Origin of the sequence: Acinetobacter corruptisaponis (assembly GCF_030053775.1) — a bacterium.
Classification (GTDB): Bacteria; Pseudomonadota; Gammaproteobacteria; order Pseudomonadales; family Moraxellaceae; genus Acinetobacter; species Acinetobacter corruptisaponis.
Window position 1 is genome coordinate 2,675,329 of sequence record NZ_CP125669.1, and the last position, 17,851, is coordinate 2,693,179.

Annotated in this window: 21 protein-coding genes; 8 read left to right on the plus strand and 13 right to left on the minus strand. The window is 43.3% G+C overall.

What is annotated here, in order from left to right:
* Positions 1 to 765 carry a nucleotidyltransferase domain-containing protein gene (locus QLH32_RS12725; RefSeq protein WP_283266518.1) on the plus strand — a complete coding sequence of 255 codons (765 nt, stop codon included), beginning with the start codon at positions 1 to 3 and terminating at the stop codon, positions 763 to 765.
* Positions 766 to 793: 28 nt separating this feature from the next.
* On the opposite strand, the gene QLH32_RS12730 is transcribed toward QLH32_RS12725, so the two are convergent.
* From QLH32_RS12730 to QLH32_RS12740, 3 genes are all read right to left on the minus strand, one after another.
* Positions 794 to 1,108: a putative quinol monooxygenase gene (locus tag QLH32_RS12730; protein ID WP_283266519.1), complete on the minus strand. Its 315-nt coding sequence runs from the start codon at positions 1,106 to 1,108 to the stop codon at positions 794 to 796.
* A gap of 12 nt (positions 1,109 to 1,120) precedes the next feature.
* Entirely contained in the window at positions 1,121 to 1,711 is a 591-nt protein-coding gene (locus tag QLH32_RS12735) for an NAD(P)H-dependent oxidoreductase (protein WP_283266520.1), read from the minus strand.
* Between the two features lie 105 nt (positions 1,712 to 1,816).
* Entirely contained in the window at positions 1,817 to 2,689 is an 873-nt protein-coding gene (locus QLH32_RS12740) for a DUF4349 domain-containing protein (RefSeq protein ID WP_283266521.1), read from the minus strand.
* Positions 2,690 to 2,870: 181 nt separating this feature from the next.
* On the opposite strand from QLH32_RS12740, the gene QLH32_RS12745 reads away from it, so the two are divergent.
* A complete protein-coding gene (locus QLH32_RS12745; RefSeq protein WP_283266522.1) occupies positions 2,871 to 3,242 on the plus strand; it encodes a hypothetical protein in 372 nt (123 codons plus the stop codon).
* A 354-nt stretch (positions 3,243 to 3,596) separates the two neighbouring features.
* The gene (gene craA, locus QLH32_RS12750) at positions 3,597 to 4,829 is read left to right on the plus strand and encodes a chloramphenicol efflux MFS transporter CraA (protein ID WP_432442284.1); all 1,233 of its coding nucleotides are present in this window, start codon (positions 3,597 to 3,599) and stop codon (positions 4,827 to 4,829) included.
* 99 nt (positions 4,830 to 4,928) lie between these two features.
* On the opposite strand, the gene sodC is transcribed toward craA, so the two are convergent.
* Complete coding sequence (sodC, locus tag QLH32_RS12755; protein ID WP_283266523.1) at positions 4,929 to 5,510, minus strand: superoxide dismutase [Cu-Zn] SodC; 582 nt, start codon at positions 5,508 to 5,510, stop codon at positions 4,929 to 4,931.
* Between the two features lie 105 nt (positions 5,511 to 5,615).
* Complete coding sequence (locus tag QLH32_RS12760; RefSeq protein ID WP_283266524.1) at positions 5,616 to 6,710, minus strand: AI-2E family transporter; 1,095 nt, start codon at positions 6,708 to 6,710, stop codon at positions 5,616 to 5,618.
* Between the two features lie 340 nt (positions 6,711 to 7,050).
* On the opposite strand from QLH32_RS12760, the gene QLH32_RS12765 reads away from it, so the two are divergent.
* Entirely contained in the window at positions 7,051 to 7,455 is a 405-nt protein-coding gene (locus QLH32_RS12765) for a hypothetical protein (RefSeq protein WP_283266525.1), read from the plus strand.
* Positions 7,456 to 7,530: 75 nt separating this feature from the next.
* Here QLH32_RS12765 and QLH32_RS12770 read toward each other — a convergent pair whose 3' ends face one another.
* Positions 7,531 to 8,175, minus strand: coding sequence for a ParA family protein (locus QLH32_RS12770; protein ID WP_279958650.1), 645 nt, complete (start codon positions 8,173 to 8,175; stop codon positions 7,531 to 7,533).
* A 99-nt stretch (positions 8,176 to 8,274) separates the two neighbouring features.
* On the opposite strand from QLH32_RS12770, the gene QLH32_RS12775 reads away from it, so the two are divergent.
* The gene (locus QLH32_RS12775) at positions 8,275 to 8,742 is read left to right on the plus strand and encodes a Holliday junction resolvase-like protein (protein WP_283266526.1); all 468 of its coding nucleotides are present in this window, start codon (positions 8,275 to 8,277) and stop codon (positions 8,740 to 8,742) included.
* Here QLH32_RS12775 and QLH32_RS12780 read toward each other — a convergent pair.
* On the minus strand, positions 8,739 to 9,380 hold the full coding sequence (locus QLH32_RS12780) for a class I SAM-dependent methyltransferase (RefSeq protein ID WP_279958648.1): 642 nt from the start codon (positions 9,378 to 9,380) through the stop codon (positions 8,739 to 8,741). The two genes, QLH32_RS12775 and QLH32_RS12780, sit on opposite strands and share 4 nt — an antisense overlap.
* Positions 9,381 to 9,545: 165 nt before the next feature.
* Between QLH32_RS12780 and QLH32_RS12785 the strand changes: the two genes are divergently transcribed.
* The gene (locus QLH32_RS12785; RefSeq protein WP_267980721.1) at positions 9,546 to 10,109 is read left to right on the plus strand and encodes a hypothetical protein; all 564 of its coding nucleotides are present in this window, start codon (positions 9,546 to 9,548) and stop codon (positions 10,107 to 10,109) included.
* A 57-nt stretch (positions 10,110 to 10,166) separates the two neighbouring features.
* Here the strand turns inward: QLH32_RS12785 and QLH32_RS12790 are convergent, their stop codons facing one another.
* Positions 10,167 to 10,736 (minus strand): hypothetical protein, encoded by a 570-nt coding sequence (locus QLH32_RS12790; RefSeq protein WP_283266527.1) that lies wholly within the window; start codon positions 10,734 to 10,736, stop codon positions 10,167 to 10,169.
* 12 nt (positions 10,737 to 10,748) lie between these two features.
* Entirely contained in the window at positions 10,749 to 11,534 is a 786-nt protein-coding gene (locus QLH32_RS12795; protein ID WP_283266528.1) for a class I SAM-dependent methyltransferase, read from the minus strand.
* Positions 11,535 to 11,655: 121 nt separating this feature from the next.
* Between QLH32_RS12795 and QLH32_RS12800 the strand changes: the two genes are divergently transcribed.
* On the plus strand, positions 11,656 to 12,933 hold the full coding sequence (locus QLH32_RS12800) for a hypothetical protein (RefSeq protein WP_283266529.1): 1,278 nt from the start codon (positions 11,656 to 11,658) through the stop codon (positions 12,931 to 12,933).
* Between the two features lie 52 nt (positions 12,934 to 12,985).
* Here QLH32_RS12800 and QLH32_RS12805 read toward each other — a convergent pair whose 3' ends face one another.
* From QLH32_RS12805 to QLH32_RS12815, 3 genes are all read right to left on the minus strand, one after another.
* Positions 12,986 to 13,561, minus strand: a complete 576-nt coding sequence (locus tag QLH32_RS12805; RefSeq protein WP_283266530.1) for a hypothetical protein — start codon at positions 13,559 to 13,561, stop codon at positions 12,986 to 12,988.
* Between the two features lie 155 nt (positions 13,562 to 13,716).
* Positions 13,717 to 14,163 carry a hypothetical protein gene (locus QLH32_RS12810; RefSeq protein WP_283269340.1) on the minus strand — a complete coding sequence of 149 codons (447 nt, stop codon included), beginning with the start codon at positions 14,161 to 14,163 and terminating at the stop codon, positions 13,717 to 13,719.
* Between the two features lie 36 nt (positions 14,164 to 14,199).
* Positions 14,200 to 14,619, minus strand: a complete 420-nt coding sequence (locus QLH32_RS12815; RefSeq protein WP_283269341.1) for a hypothetical protein — start codon at positions 14,617 to 14,619, stop codon at positions 14,200 to 14,202.
* Positions 14,620 to 14,832: 213 nt separating this feature from the next.
* On the opposite strand from QLH32_RS12815, the gene QLH32_RS12820 reads away from it, so the two are divergent.
* Positions 14,833 to 15,693 carry a DUF5677 domain-containing protein gene (locus QLH32_RS12820; protein WP_283266531.1) on the plus strand — a complete coding sequence of 287 codons (861 nt, stop codon included), beginning with the start codon at positions 14,833 to 14,835 and terminating at the stop codon, positions 15,691 to 15,693.
* A 73-nt stretch (positions 15,694 to 15,766) separates the two neighbouring features.
* On the opposite strand, the gene glyS is transcribed toward QLH32_RS12820, so the two are convergent.
* Positions 15,767 to 17,833 carry a glycine--tRNA ligase subunit beta gene (gene glyS / locus QLH32_RS12825; protein ID WP_283266532.1) on the minus strand — a complete coding sequence of 689 codons (2,067 nt, stop codon included), beginning with the start codon at positions 17,831 to 17,833 and terminating at the stop codon, positions 15,767 to 15,769.
* Between the last annotated feature and the right edge of the window lie 18 nt (positions 17,834 to 17,851).

Here is a 17,851-nt window from a genome sequence, read left to right on the forward strand (position 1 = left end):
ATGAACATCCACCAAGAAATTGAAAAGCTATTTCAACAACGCCAAGACATTCCATTATTTTATATTGAAAGTGGTAGTCGTTTATGGGGTATGGCCAGTCCTGACAGTGACTATGATGTACGGGGTTTCCATTTACCGAGTAAAGACCAATATTTTGACTATAAAAAGTACCGTGACCTGATTGAAGTCATGGACGGTGATTTTGACTTTGTGTCCTATGATCTGGATAAAATGTTTGGACTGCTTGCCAAGAGTAATCCAACAGTTCTGGAATGGGTGCGAGCGCATATTGTTTATTTTAATGCCTTTCCAGAATGGCAAGGTTTTCGGGATGGTCTGCTTGAACGCATTGATTATAGCGCTTTGTATCACCACTATTTGTCATTGGCGAAAGGTGGCATGAAAGTGATGCAAACCGCGGATAACTTTACTTATAAAAAAGTATTTTATTCGATTCGTGGCTTGATGTCGGCAGAACTTGCGACACAGGAAATCATGCCTGAATTGCTGATCACCACATTATTTGAACAGGTTTCTGAGCATGATCCGTTGCGCCATTGGGCTGAGGATTATCTCGAAATCAAAAAGCAGCAGAAAGAAAAGGCACAGTTACCCGAAGCTGAACAGACGGCCATTCTCAAGTTGCTGGATAATAAAATTGAGCAGCTAGCGGCAAGAGAGATGCAGAAAGCTGATCGACGTGCGAGTCTGGAAGCGTATTTAACCGAATATAGCCGTCATTTGAAACAGCATTATTATCAGTAGAGGCTTGGTCTACTGATCATTTTATCTGTCAAATTCCGCTTTTTAAGATACGGATTTTCACATCAGCAACATGCGCTTTGGTCGCTTCAAAATGCTGCTGCATGTGTGCAGTTTGCATATGGGCTTCCAGATGCGCTGTGCTTTGCCATTTCTCTAGCATCACAATGCTGTTTTCATCCTGTGTCTGCATGGCAATTGCTGGGAGATGGTCAATCAAAGGCTCATAACCATGACAGCCATCTTCCGCCAGTACGGTTGGAATGATTTTCTGAAAGGCATCCAGAACGGCCTGACGATGTTCTACACCTGCATGGGGGCGGATTTCAGCAATAATGGTCAGCATGTTATTCCCTTGTTAATGTGCAGTTGCAAAAATTTGATCTAAATGGGCTTTGTAGGCTTCAAGATAACTTGGTACATTTGGCATCTTGATCACGTCATTGACGATAAAGGTTGGCAGTGCTTCCATGCCTAGAAACTGGTTGGCTTTATGGAATGGTAAATACACGCCATCCACCCCAACACCATGAAAAAACTGCGCTGGATCGGTGAAAGCTTCCATCGGGGCATTCCAAGTCAGCGACAGCATGTATTTCTTGCCCTGAATCAAGCCACCTGAACCATATTTTTTTGAGGCATCTGAACGGCTACGTCCATCGCTGGCATAGAGTGAACCATGACCAATGGTGAAAACCTCATCAATGTATTTTTTCATGGTCCACGGCGCACCCATCCACCAGCCTGGCATTTGGTAAATCACCACATCCGCCCATAAATATTTTTCAATTTCGGCCTGAATGTCATATTCGCTATCAGTACGTGTGACCTGTACCGTATGGCCCAGCGTTGTTAAATAACTTTCAGAAAACTGGGTGAGGGTGTCATTCAATTCGCCATTGGAATGTTCAAATTGTTTGGCACCGTTAATAATTAGAATATTGCTCATGGGATACTCAAAAATAGATTGCTAAAACTTGAATGCATTTTAGGGAATCTATTCGTGAGTAAAAATGCGTAAACCAGCAAAATACTATTGATTAAAAATCAATAATTAGCTGCTGTGCTTTGTTGCCTTATACACTTTACGAACCATCCAAATAGCAAATATGACTAGGTAGAATGCCCAGAATTGAATCAGCCAGAGTAGGGTTTCTTTAAAATAAGCTAAACCGACTTTGAATGATTCTACAATTCGTGTCAGTAAGGGATCACTGTCCAATGTAGCGATGCGATGGATATTTAAATCATGGCGTTTACGGACTTTCGGCTGTTGATAGAACTCAAGCCGAATGGTGCTATAAGCCAGGCGGTCTTTGACTTCCAAATCGGTCAATTGTTGCAGTTGGTTGTTGACCGCATTGGATGGACTGTTACTTTGGTTTGCGGTATTGAGCTTTTCTTCGAGTCGCTTTAATTCATAGCGTTTTGCTTCATAGCTTTGGCTGTTAAAGTTCAGCATAAGCGGCAGAAGATTATTCAGAAAAGTTGTGACTTGGTCATTGGGGAGGCGTACGGTGAGCTGTACGGTTGGCGTGATCTTTTCATAAATGTCGACGCTGCCATCAATGCGGTTACGCTGGGAACTGTCACTGACCTGATAATTGACCTGTTTCTCTTCGATGTAGCCATTGTATTGCAACAACTGTTGTTCCAGTGTTAATGTGGTTTTTAACACATCTTGCACTTCAAATTGCAGTTGGGCACTTTTGACCAGTTGACGGCTTTGCTCCAGGGCGCTTTGCTGGGTACTGACCAGTTGTTCTGGGTTTTTGGTGGCATTGGTGCGAATCGCTTCACTATCTAAGGCTGCGCTTTCTGTGGCAACCGCGGCATCACTTGCCGCACTTTCTTCTTTTTTGGAGCAGCCAGCCAAAGTGCTGCCCACGATTAAAATAATCGTTAAATTTCTGGCTAAATCTGCCATATCATGATGCCCAATCTATTGTGATATTGATGTTATAAAATCAGTCTTTTTAATGCTTTATGTCACTATCAATCATCTGATCATGACAACAAATCTTTTGCAAGCCATATACATTTTATTGCTTGGCAATTAAGTTTTGCATAGTAGCATAAATGAGTCGGGCAAATTGGAACGATACAAAATGCATAAAATCTGGATGATTCTGGGATGCAGCCTGTTTCTGGCAGCATGTAATCCACCTATTGCGCAATCACAGCAACAGGCGGCGGTGCAAAAAAGTACCGTAATGCATGCGGTTTTATTGGATCAGCCAAACCTGTTCCATGATGAAACCAACTTGAAAATAGACCAGCAGTTTAATAGCGCTGAGAACCCAACCGATGCACAGGTGACGGTTGAACAGGCCCAGCAGGATGATTCAGTGATTGCGGTGCGAACTGAATACCAGTTGAAACGTGATCAGGAGGTCTGGAAGATCGTGAACAAGAAACAAAGTTATCAATGTGCGAGGGGAGACAATACCGATAAATTCCAGTTTGAGCTTTGTCCATGATTGACCTGTGAACTGTGGTTCAGCCTCAAAGATAGGCAAAACTGTGGATAACTTTTCGGTTATTCACATATCTAAACAATCATTGGGATTGTACAAATTGCGGTCATTTTGAAAAAATGCTAAAGTTGCGTCTGGCAATTTGGCCAAAAGGTAAAAAACATTTACCAGTCTCACGTAAATAAATCGTTTTTCTTATATACACCCTGTGAATACGGTGTTTTCACATTTATCACATGCTTTCTCACAGCATGACATCAAAATTTAAATCTCAACCATAAAGCCTTGTGGTGATGATTCCATTTCCGTTTATGGGAAATGGAACGAACCCGAGTTGGTTATTTTTGTGAATAGAACATGACAACAAATCATCAGAACATGACGTTAAACCGTATAACGCTTATGTTTCCATTAGCCTTGGTGCTATTCGAATTTTCAGTCTATATCGGTAATGACCTGATTCAGCCAGCCATGCTGGCAATTACGGAACAATTTGGGGTCAGTGCCACCTGGGCGCCATCCTCCATGTCGTTTTACCTGCTTGGTGGAGCTACTGTCGCATGGCTATTGGGCCCACTGTCTGATCGGCTTGGGCGTAAAAAGGTTTTATTGGCTGGTGTGGCGTTCTTTACTCTCTGTTGTTTGCTTATTTTACTGACCCATAACATTGAGCAGTTCCTTGCCCTGCGTTTTTTACAGGGCATTGGCCTGACCGTGATTTCAGCGGTGGGCTATGCCGCCATTCAGGAAAGCTTTGAGGAACGTGATGCCATTAAGGTGATGGCGCTGATGGCGAATATTTCCCTGCTTGCGCCCTTGCTTGGCCCTGTATTGGGTGCTTTCCTGATTGATTATGTGTCCTGGCATTGGGGCTTTGTTGCAATTGCCGCCGTGTCATTTCTAAGCTGGTTTGGTCTAAAGAAATTTATGCCCTCCAGACAGGAGAGCCGAGCCAGACAGCCTTTTATCTATATTTTTGATGATTTCAAAAAGGTATTTACGAACCGCCGTTTCCTCAGCCTCAGTCTTGCCTTACCTTTGGTTGGCATGCCCTTGATGCTCTGGATTGCGCTTTCTCCCATTATTCTGGTGGATGAACTCAAGCTGAGTAGTGTGCAATATGGTTTGGCGCAGTTTCCCGTGTTCTTTGGCTTAATCGCGGGCAACATTATCCTGATCAAGGTCATTGACCGCTTTCCCTTGGGTAGAACCATCTTGATGGGCTTGCCGATTATGCTGCTGGGAACACTGTTTCTGGTGTTGGGCGTGATCTGGCAAAGCTATCTGGTGCCCTGCTTGCTGATTGGCATGACCTTGGTAAGTTTGGGTGAGGGAATCAGTTTTTCCGTAATGTACCGCTTTGCCCTGATGTCTTCAGAGATGTCAAAAGGTACGGTGGCAGCCGCTGTTTCCATGCTGTTGATGATCAGCTTTTTTGCGATCATTGAGCTGGTACGTGTGCTGTACACATATTTTCATATCTGGGCTTTTGCCTTGGCAAGTGTGGTGTTGATTGGCATCTGGTTTACCCAGCCACGGGCGGTACTGAAACAGATTATGCTGGAACGTCAAGCTGAGGGGATTCATTAATAAAAAGCTGGGAAATCATCCCAGCTTTCAAATTTCTGTTTAAAACATCAACACAACTGTGGATATCTTTTAGGATACCCACAGTACCTAAAATACTTTTTACTTAATCACACCACAGGCAACCCGATCTCCGCCACCGCCCAAAGGCTTAGGTGAATCCGAATAGTTGTCGCCACCTGCGTGAATCATGATTGCCCGACCCTGAATATCGGCAAGTTTCAGTCGTGGGGCAAGCACAGGCGTGGTTGCAAAACCCTTGTCATTCACGGTTAGGGCAGGTAGATCACCTAAATGTCCATCCAGTGGCGTACCGTGATGGGCAACTTTCTCTGGATTGAGATGCCCGCCCGCAGCGAGGGCGGCTCCCATTTTGCCCTCTTTTTCAGCAGCTTCACATGAGGCATTTTCATGGATATGGAAACCATGCTCACCTGGAGAAAGTTTTCCAAGTGCAGGCGTGATGAGCAGGCCTTTCGGTGTTTGCTGGAAAGACACGGTACCAATGGAGGCACCCACACCATTGGCATCCACCTGATGAACCGTGATCAGTTGTTTTTGGTCTGGTGATGTAGGCTGTGTCTGGATTTTATTTGCGTTGTTATCCAGATTAACCGATGAACAGGCAGCGATACTTAGGCCTAGGCAACTCAGTAGGGAAAATTTTTGAATCATTGAAGTCATTGCGAGGCATCCTTAATTGATTATCTTTATCAATTAAATTCAAGCAAAGTTTAGGAGAACTCGCAAGCTTCTTTAATTATTTGATAACAAAAAGGTTAAATAACCCTATTTGCTTTCAGGTGGAGCCTCAAGTACGGCAACAGGTTCTTCCACATTCTCATGCAGCCATTCACGCCAAATCGCCAACAAAATTGCCAGAATCACTGGACCGATAAACAGGCCAACCAGACCAAAGCTTGCGATTCCGCCCAGTACACCAAACATGATCAACAGGAATGGAATCTGGGTTGCGCCTGAAATCACCAATGGACGAATCACATTATCCGAAGTGCTGACGATACAAACACCCCATGCAATCACCCCAATCGCTTCAACAGTCTGGCCCTGCGCAAACAGCCACAGACCAACACCGAAATAGGAGACTGGTGTACCAAATGGAATCAGGGCTAAAATGAAAGTGACCATCGTCAGCAGCATTGGGTTCGGTACACCCGCAACAAAATAACTGAAACCTGCCAAAAGCGCCTGTGCAACGGCAGTCAGGCCTACGCCGTATACCACCGCACGGGTTGTTTCTGAAATGGTGTCAAGGTAATGATGCACACGTGGGCCAATCACCATTTCCATGGCACGGCTGACCTGTGCCAGAATCATCTGCCCATCACGATAGAAGAAGAACAGGGTCATGATGGCAAAAGTCAATTTGACCAAGTTGCGGCTAATCTCACTGAGAACAAAACGCCCATAACTTAAATGGCTTTGAATCCATTCCGCAATATTCTTGGTAATGCTGTTTGGGTCATTACTCAGTTCGTTCACTGTACGGCTAATGTCCTTGCCCACCACAGGCAGGTTTTTGATGAAGTCAGGAATCTGGATATGCCCTGAAAACAATTGTCTCTGTAAATTAAAATAGAGGTTACGCCCTTCCAGTTGCAGCATGAAGATGGCGCAAATAAATGGAACCCCAATCACCAGAATGACCAGACTGATCATGATGGTGGCATTGAGGGTGGGACGATTTTCCCCAAAGAAACGGCGCTGTACCCATAAATATACAGGCCAGGTCATGTAGGCAATAATTGCCGCCCAAAGTACAGGCACAATAAAATATTTGAGAATACTGAATCCCAAATAGATTAAGACAAAGAACAGTCCAAACAATAAAACACGTTGTAATGTGGGAGCGTATTGTTGCACAAGCGTCCGTCTCTAAAGATAAAAGTTGAATAAAATCATATTAACTGAAAAATGTGTCCAGTAAAATTTTCATTCGGTAATTTCACGTTTAAATATCTGGATGAAATGAGGAGGATAAAGCTGATGATATATCCAGCCAGTCGATTATTTTCAATGGAATGGTCCATGATCGGCAATATGTATAGCTCAGCATTTACCAAAGTTTTAAGGCTGCAATACAGCAACTTACGATAGCAACATTTGCTATCGACTTTAATACAGGAGTTGGCAAAGAGTTACAAAGCGTATTGCTATATTGAATTCATCATACATCCATAAAGTGAATTTAAGGAGCAGTTCGATGACACATTCAAATAATCAGGACAATATCTCTCCAAAAACAGGTCAGGACCATCATTCACAACCGAATAACAGCAATGGTACACAAGCCGAAAGCGCAGTGGCTGCTCTCATGAACGGTGATAAACTCAGTTATCAGCAGGTGGAAGGCCTGACGGACAGTGATCAATTACAGCAGGCTATAGAAAAGGAAGATATTCCTAAAAATCCTGAAAATGCCCTACAGGAGCAAGGTGCGGAACGTGAACAGGCAATCCAGTCAAATGATGGCAGTCACGGTAACGAGACCATCCGTAAAGCTGTAGAAAACCTCGATAGTGATGAAATGAGGCATAACCTGAAAGATGAGGGTGATGACACAGACCAACCTAGCCCAAATCCCGCACCTTTCATTGAACCTAAATAAAGATAGGTTTTCGTCGGTGCAGTTGCATAAATGGTCCATACCTTGTTCCATCCTGCCGTGATGGAACAAGATGGTTTAAAACCATTGGCTTGGATCATCCACCAACTGATTTAAGACAGGCTGCCACTGACTCTGGATACTGACAAAGTTCTTCTGTGGCTTATCAAAAACACTGAGTCCCTGCATCGCCAATGTCCCATAGGCACTCCGTTCGGAAATCCATGCCACAGGCTGCTGCTCAATCTTGCTAAAGAAGTCCTGAATATCCTTTGAGCTGGCGCTATTTGGCTTGACCCGATTGGCAATCAGCAGAATCTGAACTTTGCCCTTACGAATTCGTTTGATGTCCTGCAAATGCTTGAGGAAGCGACGGGTACTGTCAATGTCGAAAAACGACGGCTGTAATGGGGTGACAATCGCATGTGCCTCACTAACCAGTTGCTCCGCATGTTCTCCTGAAAGGGCACCAGGCGCATCAATAATCAGGTAGTCCAGATTCTTGGGTGCCTCACCAATCGATTTCTCATGTCGCCAGTCCAGACTCTGAATTTCGGTCACCGTTTTAGGACGCTGCTTGAGCCATTGTAAGGCGGATTTCTGGTTGTCCGCATCGGCCAGCGCAACCTTATAACCTTTTTGTGATAATGCCGCAGCAAGTGTAATCGCCGTCATGGTCTTGCCACAACCGCCTTTCTGATTTGCAATTAATATGGTTTTCATGAAATTTGCGTTTTAACGAGTCTCTTATATTCCATTCTACCTTAGCATCTTTTTCAGCGTGGTAGGTTACACTTTAGGCTCAGAACAGGGGGAAATTTTATGTCAGTTTGGTTGGCAATGCTGATAGGCGGATGTATTGGTGTGGTGATCACCACCATTATATTATCCAGCACACGCAATGGGCGTATTCAGGCGGAATATGAACAGTATATTGCTGAACTTGAGTTGGCACATAAACAGGCGCTGGTCGATGCACAGAAGCGCAGTGTCAACACCAGCCGCGCGGTGCTAAAGGGCAAAATGGCTGAGCAGTTTGCCCCCATTCTGCCTGAGTTTCAGTATCTTCCCAGTGATGCCAAGTTTCTGGGTGACCCCGTGGATTATGTGGTATTTGATGGCTATACCGACTTCCGTGATGGCGATGGTGATGCCGAAGACATTGAGGTGATCCTGCTGGATATTAAAAGTGGCGGCGCACGCCTGAGCAAAGGACAGCAGGCCATTGCTCAGGCAATTCGTGAGGGACGAATCCGCTTCGAGACCCTGCGTATTGATTTTAATGATTAATCCGCAATCTCAAGATTGAGCTTTTGTACCCGTGCCATCAGCATCTTCTGCGCGATGCTTGGAATGCCCTCTGCATCAAAATATTGCTTTTCGATAAACTTGAATTTTGCCTGTTGCAGGCTGCGTTCAATGTCCCGATTCAGGTGGCAGCCATCGCCAATACGTTTCTGAATTGGGGTAAGCAAGGTCTGTAAAGACTGGATCTTGACCGAGTTGGGATGCTTGACGTGCTCAACCAGATGGAAAGTTCCCGTTGGTTTCAGCACACGATAAATTTCTGCCAGTGCCTGATCCAGTCGGGCAATACTACACAGTGTCCAGGTGGAAACCACATGATCTAGGGACTTGTCGGCAAAAGGCAGTTTCTCTGCATGCGACTGCACATGCTTGACATGGAATGGTGCATGCTGAACCCGTTCAACCGCCAGATGGTAAATGTCTGGATTTGGTTCAAGCGCATACAGTGCATCGACATTGCCATAAAATGGAATGTTTAAACCTGTTCCAAAACCAATCTCAAGCACTTCGCCCTCAATCGGCAGCAGCAGTTCACGGCGTTTATCCATCAGGCTGGCAGTTTGCATGACCTGATTGAGCAGGTGCGGGAAAACCCGACGTTGATAAAATTGATAAATCATAGAGTTCCATTCATTGATTTAAAAAAGGGGAGTGAAGTCGTCACAAAAATATGACCAGAGAGCGTTTGACTGTTACCAAAAAAAGCACTTTCTTGCATGGTCTAAGCATACTATGAAGAGAAGTGATTTTCTAAGTTTTCAGTGATATTTTTGAGGATGGTCAGCATGAACAAAAGCTTATGGATCAGTTTATGCATGGTGGCTGCGATTGGACAGGCACATGCATCCACCAGTGGTGCGGAATATAATATTGCCAATGGTTTATCGCCTATTTTAAAAGACCAGTCCATCTCTGTGTTGCAGCCTTTTTATGGTAATTTCCGTATCCTTGGTTCAAAGGTTTATCAGGATGATGAACAGGCAAAATTCTCGCCAATTGACTATGCGGTGAGTTGGGGGCTGTTTGCCCAGCCTGAGATTGCCCGCACCATTTCAGTCACCCAGTATGACCGTTACCTGAACTGGAAAATGGACAGGCTGCCTGTCCCTGCCAATCAGGCGATGCAGATGGTGTCGAATATGCACATCATTCCCGCCAATCCCAAGATTGCCCAGCAGATTAAACAGGTAAAGCGCGGTGATTTGGTGCAGCTCAAAGGTGAGCTGGTTGAGGTGCGTGACAAGGATCTGGTGTGGAAGTCGTCATTGACCCCCACAGACACAGGGGATGGCGCCTGCGAGCTATTTCGTGTGAACTCTATCCAGTGGATTGAGAAGCAGAAGATTTAAATTGGATCTTTCTTGAGATGTAGAGGGGCTAAATGCTCCTCTACATCTTTATAGGTTTTATTCAGTTTGCATTTTTGAATCAGCAGTTTGAGTGCTTTTCCAGTGATGCAACTGACTTTGTGCATGCAGGTACTGGTTTAACTGATCCACCTGTTTGCCTGTGTCGGTTGTGCCTGTACCCGATAAAGTGCTTTGTTCCAGAGCTTTAGCCTGATTCTGCCAGTAATCCGACAAAAAACCCTGAATATAGCGACCTTGCTCGGTTTTTAATTCCAGATCTTTTAGCATCGTCAGTGCAGAGTGGATATTATCTTTCTGGCGCTGCTGTTCAAATTCTGGTGTCAGCGTATTGGCCTCTTTCATTTTTGCCAACTCGATTTCCATACTGTCACTCATTGCGGTAAAACGCTGGTCATAATCTTCCAGAATGGCAATGTCATGTCCATCATCAGGCGTGGCAGGGAATTGCTTGATGGGTGTCTGGTTCAGTTCGCCAATTGAATTGTTGACTGAACTGCCTTGCTTTTCATTATTTGGGACAGGTGGCTGGTCCTTGTTACAGGCACTGAGCAGTAGGGTGGTGCTGAGTACACAGCTTATTGCAAATATTGTTTTGATGTTTGGCATGGTCAACTCGATCTATAATGAATTTGATGTTTTCTGAAAATGATATGCAAAAGTGGTGTAAGGAAAATCTATCTGATCTTGCGCAGTTAGCCCTGTAAAATCAAATACAATTTGTTCAAACCTTGCTTTAAGTGTTTGTCGCTGTTGTGCTGGCATTGCCGCAATAAAACTGGTGGACAGCAGGCGTTTGCTGACCACCTGCTCGACTGTTCCCTGATGCAGTAACTGAAAGGTCTCTAGTTCCACAAATTTAAAGAGCTGCTGATTTTCAAATACCTGTTTCCATTTTTCACTATGGTAACGTGGGGTGTCTCCCTCAAGTGGTGCAATTTCATCCGCCAAGGCCCTGACCCAGTCAACCTGAATATCACGTTGGTTCCAGACCAGTCCCAGATGCCCTGATGGTTTTAATACGCGATGCATTTCGGTCAGTGTTTCAATGTTTGAGAACCAATGGAAAGACTGGGCACAGACCATGGCATCAACCGATTCATTTTGCAAAGGCAGTCGGTCACTAAAAGCCTGTACACATGCAACTGTTGGATGAGCCTGTTGAAGCTGTTGCAGCATTTCCGCCACGGGTTCCACCGCGATCACTTTTGCCTGGATTTGAATGAGGTAGGGTAAGAATTTGCCAGTCCCCGAACCGAGGTCAATAACAGTGGAACTTTCACCTATCTGGAGGCGATCTTGTAGCCAAACCACTATTTCTTGCGGGTAACTGGGACGGACCTGCTGATACAGTTCAGCGCCTGAACCGAAGCCTTTTGCAGCGGATGGATGTAGGGATTGTGTCATTTTTTGCGCTTTTTAATCTGTCTTATCTCTATAAAATAAGATACTCCGCAATAATGAATTGGCAAAGCCCTCATTTGATGCGTTTTTGATACCCGCCTAGGATCAACTTTTTAGTGTGAGCATGGATAAGCAAATAATATTTGAAGATGAACATATTCGCGTTATTTTTTTAAAAGGTTCAAGTGACGCTTTGGTGATTTCTTTTGGCGACCTGATTAGCCGTGCCAAAGGCATGTCGATTAATGCTGAAAAATCATTATTCAAGTATCAATACAATGTGATTGGCATTATGCCGAAACAGAAATCGTGGTTCCCTAAAAGCAGCATGTTGCAAATGCAGCAACAGATTCAATCCATTTTGCAGCAATTCAAGGAAATTGTTGGCTATGGCGGTTCAATGGGTGGCTATGCTGCAATTAAGTATTCAAACTTGTTGAATATGCAAAAAGTGGTGGCATTTGTCCCGCAATATTCAATTGATCCTGAAGTGGTGCAGGACCGCCGTTATGCCGAATTTTTTGATGCCGCATTGCATCAGGATATGCAGATTCAGGCGGATGAAGTTGATCCAGCACGGGAATACATTCTGGTCTATGATCCTTACTATGCGGAAGACAAAGAACATTTCCTGAAAATACAGCCTTTGCTGCCGAATAGGCAGGTAATTCATCTACCATTTACAGGCCATGAAGCCTTGTCTGTGCTGGCAAGTTCACAACTGCTGCATGACTTTGTCCAGCAGCCTTTTGACATTACCTATTTCTATAAACGGGTGAGGGAGGTCAAAAAGCAAAGCAAGTTCTATTACCGTCAGGTGATTGATCATTTACTTGCCCGACATCATCAGGCCTTGCTAAGGATTTTACAGCAGAATGATTTTGAGCTGGATGAACGTTATTTTGATGCCGTGTTAAAACAAAAACTGGTGCAGCAATTATTTCGTTTAAAGCAGGGCACTGAACAGAACCTGCATAAATTGGGGATACCTATCCATTTTGTGCAGCATGCTCAGGCACAGGCTGCCAATGTAAAAACAACTCAGGATACTGCTCTGGTTTTTAATTTGGTGAGTTTAAAGCTTGAAAGCTATGAGGCTGAGATCATTGAGGCTAACTCACAATACCTGCTGCCCTTAACAGCACAAGCCAATACTTTGGTTTCCCTTGAACTGAATCATGAAAGCTATTTGCTAACCATGAATGATCGTGGGATTCATAAGCTAATCAAACAAGGTGAAGCTTTGCCACTCGACCAGTCTCCACTGGTTTTCAAGCAGTATGCGGATTTTTGTAGTATCAGCTATAAACAACTGACCTTGAGTTGTGATGCACAGGGATTGGGTCAGTTTGTTGAAAATAATATGGATGAGCAAACTCACCTACATCTTGTTGAATCGTAAATAAAAAAGCCCTCTACAATCGCAGAGGGCTTGTTAGATTGAATTGAAAAGACTAGTTTTCACCCACTTTGGTATTGGTGCCGACATTGGCATTTACGCCCAAGATTTTCACACCAACATTTGCACCTGCCTGAGCCTGTTTCTTATCTGCATTTAAGCCCGTTTGCGCTTGAATGGATGAGTTTCCAACATTAACCCCTGCTTGGGTATTCAGGCCAATTGATTTTTGCTCAGCCTGATGTTGCTGATGACGTTTTTTTGCTTCCGCTCTTTTTTCGGCAGCAAACTCCTTGCTATCAGCAGCTTTCTCTACCGCATAATCCTTACCGTTTTTAACCACTTTCGCGGTTTTATCCACCACCTGTGAACCCACATTGCTTGCTGTAGCCACAGTTTTCTGGGTTGCCTCCACACCTGTGTTTACAGCGGCATGACCGACATGATGAGCTGCGTGACCTACGCCTTGGGCGGTATTTTTTACTGCCCCTGCAACGCCACTAATCAAGCCACCAGACTGTACATTGACCTGAGCTGAGCCATTGGCATTTACCCCGACGTTTTGTGCAAAAATAGAGGCAGAAGCGAGAATACTTGTTGTCACGATAGCTGTTTTGATCATTTTCTTCATTGCGATTTCCTTAAGCGATGTACCGTTTGGGGTACTTCATCAACGCAACTGCATCATAGCGGGCAAAAAAGCGGAAATGTATGGATTTCAGCAAAACTTTACAACCAGATTACAGCTTAAAAACACTTTGGAGAGAAATTATGGAGATGGCAAATTTAGCCACACTGGTCTAAAGCAGTTTGGTTAAAGTAGCTTTTTAACTTGTCAAAGTTCTGTTTTACCTCAGGTTTCTGAATGTCAAATACTGTGGTTTTTCGCGTTTTCTGATCTAATACAGGTTTTTCAGTGGTCGCATTGAATAAACGATTCGGCACATATTGATAGGTTTCAGAAAAAGCCCGACTCAACTGATTGCCTTTAAATTCCCATGATTCCGTGCTCTGACCACCATCAAAATAACCTGTAAACTGGATCATGCAATGATCCTTATATTTATTTAAGGATGCCGCATTGGTGTTGGTATTGGGTAGGGCATCAATGTTCTGAACCTGTTGCAGTTGTTGCAAAGGTGGCTCGGTTTGGGTGGATAATGTAGAACATGCAGTGAAGCCAATACTACTGATTAAAGAAAGCAAAATGGTTTTAAAAGGCGTAACAGTCATTGTTTCATTCATTCCTGTAAATCTTGTTAAATCGTATTAATTTGATGAAGGTTGGCTCAGTTCAGCACGCTCAATAGGCACATTGCCATCATTGGTTCCAACCACGGCATCTTTGGTGTCCTGCCATTTTTTAGCAGTATATTGTTTGGCTTTTTCAGTCTGTTCCTGAACAATGACGGATTGTTCAGCAGTGTATTCTTTTGTGGTTTTCCACTTTTCACTCATTTTCTGAGAGGTGTTTTCAGATGCACCCTGAATTGAGCCACCAAGATTTTGCAAGCCTTTACCTGTTTTATACAGTAATACACGGCCTAAGCTTGGATTGTCACCATAAGGAAGTGTTTTTTCAGCCGTTGCAGTATTTGCATTCGCCGTAGTTGTATTTGTTTCGGCTGCCCAAAGAGAAGACGATGCGATCAGTGTAGTCGTTAAATACAGTACAGGAACTTTTTTCATCATCGTTTGTCCTTAGAGCGAAATTTTTACAATACAAGTTTTATAGCTTATCGCCAAGTTCAAGAAAAGAATGTAGGTGATGTGAAATTGAGATATTAAGTTGTTGAAGTGTATAAGACTATTGTGAGTTAATTGTTATATTTAAAGGTAATGCAATTTAAATTTAGCTTGTAAAATTAGTGGTATAAAATTTTATATTAATTAGAGGATTATATGATAAAGCCTAATACAGATTTATTTGAAGAGCTACGTGAAGGTATGGATATTATAAATATTGATAAAATGACTTTCCAAAAGTCATTATCCAAGTATGTGAAAATATCAAACCTATCAAGAAAAGTTTCTAAATTAGTCGCAGGAAGATTGGTGGATTATCGTAAAGGTTGGGCATCTATTCTTTTTACGAAAATCTGTGTTATATCAATCACCTTAAAAAAATTGGTAGACCACGATACTGGCAAAAAATATGCATTACATTGGGATTTTAGTTCAGCTTTTTCTTTGGTTAGGAATTTGATGGAATGCTACCAAACTTTTTATTACTTATGTATTGATAATATTTCAGATGATGAAGCATTAGCTCGTAAAAAACTGTTTAATTACCATGATTTTATGGCTAGAGGAAAACTTTTTTATAAAATTGGTAATGAGGAAGTAAATGCAGAAATAAAAGAGCGCTTGATTAGTGAACTAGAGAGTACAAACTATTTTAATCAATTAGATGTTAAACAAAAAAAACATTATTTGAAAGGTGATACAGCCTTTTTCTTAAGTCGAGAAGAAATTGAAGAAAGAATTGGGAACTCAAAAAATCACTTTAAAATAAACTATCAGTTATTGTCTAGTTATACTCATAGTTATCCTATGGGGTTCTACCGTATGTTGGAAGCAGATAGAGGGACAGGCGTCAAAACTGAGGTTGAAGAGAAATATACAGCTTTTTCATTAAGTATCGCTGAGGTATATTTGAGTTTGGCAATAATTGATATGCTAGAACTTTTTCCAGATATTTTAGATAAAATTAGTAAACAAGAAATACAATTATTAAATATAGAATATAAAGGTAATCTATAGAAGTTGGAATAAGCAATCTTCAATAATTCTTATAAGAAAAGAATCGCTTTTAGGCGATTCTTTTCTTATTTTATCAACCCTGCAACACACTCACATCCGCAATCGCCGTGAATAAATCACGCAACTGTGCCAATAAGCGTAGACGGTTGGCTTTCAATTCAGCATCATCCGCCATGACCATGACATTTTCAAAGAAAGCATCAATTGGCGCACGCAATGCAGCAAGTTTGGACAGTGCTTCAGTATAGTTACGTGCAGCAAGTAAAGGCTGAACCACAGGTGTCAACGCTTGAAGTTCTGCATAAAGTGCTTTTTCAGCCGCTTCAACTAGGTTAGCTTCAACCACAGTACCCTCTGGTGTTGCTTCTTTGGCAAGAATATTGGCAACACGCTTGTTTGCCGCAGCCAATGCAGCGGCTTCTGGCAAGGTGCGGAAATGATTGACCGCAGTGACACGCTTGTCAAAATCAAGCGGAGATTTTGGCGCAAGTGCCTGAACCGCCTGAATCACATCAACGGCAACGCCTTGGTCTTCATACTTGGCACGGTAACGACCCTCAAGGAAAGCCACCGCATCGGCACGGGTTTTGTCGTGATCTTTAACAACGCCACCATAACCTTGCAAGGCAAAGTTCACAAGCTCTTCGATGGTCACATCAAGTTCATTTTCAATGATGAGACGCAAGATACCAATCGCAGAACGGCGTAATCCAAACGGGTCTTTAGAACCTGTCGGTGCCTGACCAATCCCGAAAATACCAACCAGCGTATCTAAACGGTCAGCAAGGGCGATGGTTGTACCTGTCTTGGTCTGCGGTAACACATCACCTGCAAACTTCGGTAAGTATTGCTCACCCAACGCTTCTGCAACTTCGTTGTTTTCACCCTCAAGGCGTGCATAATATGTACCTGCAATACCTTGAAGTTCAGGGAATTCACCCACCAGCTCAGAGGTTAAGTCACACTTCGACAATAACGCCGCTTTTTCAGCATCGGCAACATTCGCACCTGTAATGGGTGACAATGTCACAGCCAATTTTGCAATACGTTCTGACTTGTTCCAAAGCGTACCCAATTGAGCCTGAAACACCATATTGGCTAATTTTTCTTTACGGCTAGCGAGAGGCTGTTTCTGGTCTTGCAGGAAGAAGAATTCTGCGTCAGACAAACGTGGACGTACAACTTTCTCATTTCCTTCAATAATTTGAATCGGGTCTTTCGACTCAATATTTGAAATGGTAATGAAGTAAGGCTGTAATTTACCCTCGGCATTGATTAAGCAGAAATACTTCTGATTATCCTGCATGGTGGTAATCAAGGCTTCTTGAGGAACGGCTAAATAACGTTCTTCAAAGCTTGCACGCAAAGCGACAGGCCATTCAACCAGACTGGTGACTTCATCCAACAGGTCTGCTGGCACAATGGCAGTGGCATTGACTTCATCTGCCAACTTTTTCACTTGTTCCTGAATGGTTACCTGACGCTTTTCAAAGTTGGCAACCACATACGCTTTTTCCAGCACTGCCAAGTAGTCATTGGCATGTGCCAAAGTCACTGCTTCTGGTGCGTGGAAACGGTGACCATAGGTGACATTACCCGCTTTGTGATCCTGAATGGTGGCTTCAATGACTTGATCATCTTTTAGTAACACAACCCATTTTACTGGACGTACAAATTCGGTACGGCTTGCCGCTGAACGCATACGTTTGGCGATTGGCAAATTGTCCAAAGCTGTCTGTAAAATTTGTGGCAGTAAGGCATCAAGGCTTTGACCTTTGACATCTTTCAGGAAGCAAACTTTTTCAACTTTACCCGCCTGAAAGGTGGAAAGTTGGTCAACGCCAATGCCTTGACCACGCATAAAGCCTTCAAGTGCTTTGGTCGGTTTACCTTCAGCATCGTAAGCCGCCTGAACAGCAGGGCCATCAAAGCGTTTTTGCGTGTCGGCCTGTGCTGCATCAATATCCACAATCTTCAGCGCTAAACGACGTGGCGCGGCATAAGCCTCAATAGAGGCAAAGTTTAAGCCTGCATCCTTTAAACCTTTTTCTGTTTCTGCCTTTAAGGCATCACGTAAGGTTTTTAGACTTTTGGGTGGAAGTTCTTCACAGCCCAATTCAAATAATACGGTATGTGTCATGTTCAAATGTCTTCTAAA

Excerpts from the sequence above, each read along its gene's own strand:
- QLH32_RS12725 (WP_283266518.1), top strand. The coding sequence starts at position 1 with ATGAACATCCACCAAGAAATTGAAAAGCTATTTCAACAACGCCAAGAC.
- QLH32_RS12730 (WP_283266519.1), bottom strand. The coding sequence starts at position 1,108 with ATGCTGACCATTATTGCTGAAATCCGCCCCCATGCAGGTGTAGAACAT.
- QLH32_RS12735 (WP_283266520.1), bottom strand. The coding sequence starts at position 1,711 with ATGAGCAATATTCTAATTATTAACGGTGCCAAACAATTTGAACATTCC.
- QLH32_RS12740 (WP_283266521.1), bottom strand. The coding sequence starts at position 2,689 with ATGGCAGATTTAGCCAGAAATTTAACGATTATTTTAATCGTGGGCAGC.
- QLH32_RS12745 (WP_283266522.1), top strand. The coding sequence starts at position 2,871 with ATGCATAAAATCTGGATGATTCTGGGATGCAGCCTGTTTCTGGCAGCA.
- craA (WP_432442284.1), top strand. The coding sequence starts at position 3,597 with ATGACAACAAATCATCAGAACATGACGTTAAACCGTATAACGCTTATG.
- sodC (WP_283266523.1), bottom strand. The coding sequence starts at position 5,510 with ATGACTTCAATGATTCAAAAATTTTCCCTACTGAGTTGCCTAGGCCTA.
- QLH32_RS12765 (WP_283266525.1), top strand. The coding sequence starts at position 7,051 with ATGACACATTCAAATAATCAGGACAATATCTCTCCAAAAACAGGTCAG.
- QLH32_RS12770 (WP_279958650.1), bottom strand. The coding sequence starts at position 8,175 with ATGAAAACCATATTAATTGCAAATCAGAAAGGCGGTTGTGGCAAGACC.
- QLH32_RS12775 (WP_283266526.1), top strand. The coding sequence starts at position 8,275 with ATGTCAGTTTGGTTGGCAATGCTGATAGGCGGATGTATTGGTGTGGTG.
- QLH32_RS12780 (WP_279958648.1), bottom strand. The coding sequence starts at position 9,380 with ATGATTTATCAATTTTATCAACGTCGGGTTTTCCCGCACCTGCTCAAT.
- QLH32_RS12785 (WP_267980721.1), top strand. The coding sequence starts at position 9,546 with ATGAACAAAAGCTTATGGATCAGTTTATGCATGGTGGCTGCGATTGGA.
- QLH32_RS12790 (WP_283266527.1), bottom strand. The coding sequence starts at position 10,736 with ATGCCAAACATCAAAACAATATTTGCAATAAGCTGTGTACTCAGCACC.
- QLH32_RS12795 (WP_283266528.1), bottom strand. The coding sequence starts at position 11,534 with ATGACACAATCCCTACATCCATCCGCTGCAAAAGGCTTCGGTTCAGGC.
- QLH32_RS12800 (WP_283266529.1), top strand. The coding sequence starts at position 11,656 with ATGGATAAGCAAATAATATTTGAAGATGAACATATTCGCGTTATTTTT.
- QLH32_RS12805 (WP_283266530.1), bottom strand. The coding sequence starts at position 13,561 with ATGAAGAAAATGATCAAAACAGCTATCGTGACAACAAGTATTCTCGCT.
- QLH32_RS12810 (WP_283269340.1), bottom strand. The coding sequence starts at position 14,163 with ATGACTGTTACGCCTTTTAAAACCATTTTGCTTTCTTTAATCAGTAGT.
- QLH32_RS12815 (WP_283269341.1), bottom strand. The coding sequence starts at position 14,619 with ATGAAAAAAGTTCCTGTACTGTATTTAACGACTACACTGATCGCATCG.
- QLH32_RS12820 (WP_283266531.1), top strand. The coding sequence starts at position 14,833 with ATGATAAAGCCTAATACAGATTTATTTGAAGAGCTACGTGAAGGTATG.
- glyS (WP_283266532.1), bottom strand. The coding sequence starts at position 17,833 with ATGACACATACCGTATTATTTGAATTGGGCTGTGAAGAACTTCCACCC.